Annotated in this window: 3 protein-coding genes; all 3 read left to right on the forward strand. The window is 44.2% G+C overall.

The annotated features are described in order from the left end of the window. Positions 1 to 249 precede the first annotated feature (249 nt). The 3 genes from P0N36_RS15765 to P0N36_RS14845 are packed head-to-tail and all read left to right on the forward strand — an operon-like array spanning position 250 to position 2,919. A complete protein-coding gene (locus tag P0N36_RS15765; protein ID WP_442957197.1) occupies positions 250 to 726 on the forward strand; it encodes a DUF6431 domain-containing protein in 477 nt (158 codons plus the stop codon). A gap of 47 nt (positions 727 to 773) precedes the next feature. After that, complete coding sequence (locus P0N36_RS14840) at positions 774 to 2,117, forward strand: DDE-type integrase/transposase/recombinase (RefSeq protein ID WP_275843654.1); 1,344 nt, start codon at positions 774 to 776, stop codon at positions 2,115 to 2,117. A gap of 1 nt (position 2,118) precedes the next feature. Further along, positions 2,119 to 2,919 (forward strand): ExeA family protein, encoded by an 801-nt coding sequence (locus P0N36_RS14845; protein ID WP_275843655.1) that lies wholly within the window; start codon positions 2,119 to 2,121, stop codon positions 2,917 to 2,919. Positions 2,920 to 3,039: the final 120 nt, after the last annotated feature.

The following is a 3,039-nucleotide window of genomic DNA, read 5'->3' on the forward strand; positions in this document are numbered from 1 at the left end:
TGTTTTTGACCACGAGATTTGACCATGCCTCGCTCGCTGATCTTGACCTTGCCAGTTTATAATTGCTCTATTGTATTGCCATGAGACATCGGATACAATACCTTTAGTTCATAGGTATTGAGGTGAAATGAAAAAGCACCACAAAACGATGTCCATCCTGCAAGAGTTCAATCGCTCCGTGGTGCTCCAAAAACATGGTTATTGTAGCACGATATAAAATCAAACTCAACGTAGATACACATATTTTTCATAGAGAGTAAAGAAAAACATAATTGTCCGGTCTGTGGCAATCCACTTTCTGGTTATGATACTAAGCTTCGTAACGGTATACAGTCTGATGGCTCAAGACGTAAGTATCGCATCCGAAGACTTAGGTGCACAGGATGCAAGAAGACCCATGTGGAACTGCCTGACTTCCTGGTACCACGTAAACACTACGAAGTAGCAGTTATCGAAGCTAGACTGGATAAGACCAGTAATGACTGTCCTGCCGACGATTCAACAATCCGAAGATGGCTGGTCCACTTTTGTCAGATCAAGGAACAGCTTGAAGGAATGCTTCGTAAACTTTGGTCTGACAAACACAGTAGGCATTACCCATTTTTAACCTCCTCTTCTTTACTCAAAACTATTCGGAGGCAAGGATGTGGTTGGCTGACAGGTGTCAGTCAAATGATTGTTAATGCGGGATTGTGGCAACCCACCCAGTTTGCCTTTAGTCCATGACCGGTTCATGATACTCTGTCCTCAACTAAAGAGGAAGGAGATTTACCATGAACAAAATACAAACACCAGATGATGTAGCAGCGGCAAGGCTTAGGATGATTACACCCCTTTTGGATGAAGGCCTTGATGCCAGTCAGGTCATAGAAATCAAGAAGAAGATCAGCGAGGACCATGAAGTGTCTTATCGTAGTGTATCCCGGTATCTTGATACCTATAAGACGGAAGGTTTCGCAGGTCTTAAACCAAAGACTGGTTACAAAAGAGCTAGCAACAAACTACCGGACAACTTCCCTGAAATCCTTGAACAGGCAGTGATTCTTAGGCGTGAATGTCCCACAAGGAGTGTTTCTGATATTATACGTATCCTTGAACTGGAAGAACTGATTGTTCCAGGCACTGTGAGTCGCAGCACCTTACAACGACACCTGCAGTCCAAAGGCTTTGGTGCTTCACAAGTGAAGCTTTACTCAAAGAAAGGTGCTGCCTCAAGACGTTTTGCCAAGACCAACCGATGTATGCTCTTTCAAGGTGATATTAAGTATGGCCCTTATCTGCCTATCGGTGTAGATGGTGCATCTAAACAAGTTTACCTGTCGGCTTTCATCGATGATGCCACCAGATATGTGGTTGCGGCCAAGTTCTATGACAACCAAAAAGTAGAAATCATAGAAGATAGCTTACGTTCTGCCATCATGCACTATGGTAAACCGGATAAGATTTATGTCGATAACGGCAAGCAGTACCGCAGTGAATGGCTTAAGAAAGCTTGTGACCGCCTTGGTATTCGGTTACTGTTTGCAAAACCCTATGCGCCAGAGGGGAAAGGCAAAATCGAGGCCTTTAACAGGACTGTGGATGCTTTTCTTGCCGAAGTGGCACTGGATAAGCCGAAAACCCTTGAAACCCTCAATGATTATTTTGCACTATGGCTTAAGGAGCACTACCATAAGCGTCCTCATTCTGGTCTTGATGGGCTTACACCAGAGGTTGCTTTTAGAAGTGACAAACGTGCTCTTCGTTTTGCAGATGCCAGTGACCTTGCCGAAGCCTTTCTTCACACAGAAACCAGAAAGGTGGACAAAACTGGCTGTATCAGCTTCGACGGGAAGATGTACGAAGTCGGTATGAAACTAATAGGTCGGAAGGTAGAGGTTCACTACGACCCCACATGGACCGATGAAGTAGAGATTCATCACAAGGACTTCGAACCTTTCAAGGCAAAAGTTCTGAAGATCGGTAGTAACTGTGGTACAAGACAGTCACTACCAGAGGATGTTGGTCCCCTTGAAGTACAGAGTTCTAGGTTGCTTAGTGCTCTGAATAAGGATAACACGACAGGGAGAACCAAGAACCAACGCGCTGTTAGTTACAACGCCATAGGAGGTCAGTAAAATGTATGAGACCTTCTTTGAAATGAGTAACACACCATTTAGGAATGATATCCATGTGGATGACTTATATATATCCAGTGACATAAGTGAAATCCTGTCACGGCTTGAGTATGCAGTTAGTAGACAACTCTTCGCCATCGTTACGGCGGATGTAGGTTGTGGCAAGTCAACAACCATACGGCGATTTACTAATAGCCTGTCAGAAGATAAGTACGAAGTCCTGTACCTGTCAGACTCAAAGCTGACACCTAGATGGTTCTACAAAGGATTACTGGATCAACTAGGTATTGAATCAAAATTTTATAGGGGTGATGCCAGACACCAGCTTCATCAGCAGTTAGAAATAATCAGAGGTGTCTATGGTAAGCATGTGGTCACCATTGTTGATGAAGCACATTTGCTTGAAAGAGAGACCTTGGAAGAAATCAGGTTTCTACTGAATACTCGAATGGACTCCTTACAGCCAATGTCGCTGATACTTGTTGGTCAGAATGAGCTTTGGGATAAACTTAAGCGTCAGCATTATGCAGCTATTAGACAACGGATTGACCTAAAGTGTGAGATCCCACAGTATGACAGATCCCAGACTGCCCAGTACATGCAGACTCATCTGAAGTATGCTAAGGGCAATACAGATATCTTCACAGACAAGGCAGTCGATGAAATCTATCGTTATTCAGCTGGATCAGCCAGAGCTATCAACAAGCTTTGTACCCACGCACTAATCTATGCGGCTCAGAGAGCCAAAAAACTCATTGATGACCACATGATTCGTGAGGTCATCGCCGGAGAGTTACCGTAACTATCAATCAGGCTGCAGCTACGGCTGCGGCCATGAAGTATATATCATGCGGCAGAATAAGTGAGCTGTACATGGCAGAAGTTATGAGCATGGCATGGACAGAGCTAGTAATCAGCAACA

This window comes from Petrocella sp. FN5 (assembly GCF_029210395.1).
Lineage (GTDB): Bacteria > Bacillota > Clostridia > Lachnospirales > Vallitaleaceae > Petrocella.